The sequence below is a fragment of the Pseudomonas sp. GL-RE-29 genome (genome assembly GCF_019947275.1).
GTDB lineage: Bacteria > Pseudomonadota > Gammaproteobacteria > Pseudomonadales > Pseudomonadaceae > Aquipseudomonas > Aquipseudomonas fluorescens_A.
Genome location: NZ_JAGYGD010000084.1, coordinates 1 through 1,005, shown reverse-complemented (window position 1 = coordinate 1,005; position 1,005 = coordinate 1). Strand labels below are relative to the sequence as shown.

2 pseudogenes are annotated in these 1,005 nt (G+C 57.0%); both read right to left on the bottom strand.

Annotated features, from left to right (window positions below):
- Window positions 1-259, bottom strand: a pseudogene (locus KGB21_RS29340) (hypothetical protein); the annotation flags it as partial.
- A gap of 552 nt (window positions 260-811) precedes the next feature.
- A pseudogene (locus tag KGB21_RS29335) lies at window positions 812-1,005 on the bottom strand (IS110 family transposase); the annotation flags it as partial.

The window sequence follows — 1,005 nt, the reverse complement described above, 5'->3', positions numbered from 1 at the left end:
CCCGAGGCGATTCTTTGGCCTTTTGGTATTTAGCCCCATACCGCCCCGCCTTAAGATCCGGCCGATCCAGCCGCTCGTTCACCCCCTGACACAACCCGGTTTCCACTGATTCATACGACGCCCCGGGGTCGTTCACGCCGTGCAGGAAAATCACCACCCCCGGCAGGTCGGCGGGTACCTCCACTTTTCGCGGGGTATGGAAGTTGGGCGTCAGGCGAGTCGTGATTTCTGCCACGGTGTAGAGATCGGGGCCGCTCATCGGCTGCCACCTTTCGGGTCTTTGCCACGTAACGCGGCCACTTGCGTCAGATGCATCCTTTCTCTCTCCGTCAGCCCGCTTGAATATGTCGCTCCTTGCACAGTGCTGCCATCCTCCAGCTCGATTTGGTACGCCCGAAGTGATGATCGCTGGCTGAGCCGCGATGGCTGGACGTTAGCGGTCGCAAATTCATCGGCACAATCATGGCGATGTGATGGCTTCGTAGGTTTTTTTAGCGGATGAAAGGCGCAAAGGTGCGTGGATGCTGGAGGAGAGTCTGGAAACGGATTTGATGTTCAAAATGTAAATCAGAACGGTCCTAAGACCCGTCCTACGTGCAGCAATGAAGGTTGATTGAGGTGCGCCGTGGTTTGGTCGAAAGATTGATACAGGGCGGGAACAGATGGTTTACCACGCAGGGGCGTTGAGAGGGCGCCGAAGAAAGGGAAGTGACGGAAGGGATGGCAAAAAATGCCGTGACCGCTGCGCGATCAATTGCCCGCAGACCGCCTGCCACAGGCGGGTGCGCGACGCAGATCAACGTGGGAGATTCTATGTTGCAGGGGAACCCTGCAGCCTTAAATTCGGCTGGTATTCGCTCTGGTTTTTCATGAGAGCGAATGCCACCCGGCACAGCTTGCGCGCGAGGATGACCAGGGCTTGGGTTTTTGCCAGGCCTCTGGCCAGATAGGACTCATAAAAAGGTTTCCAGATTGGAGATCGACAAGCCGCCATTGCCGCGTTGT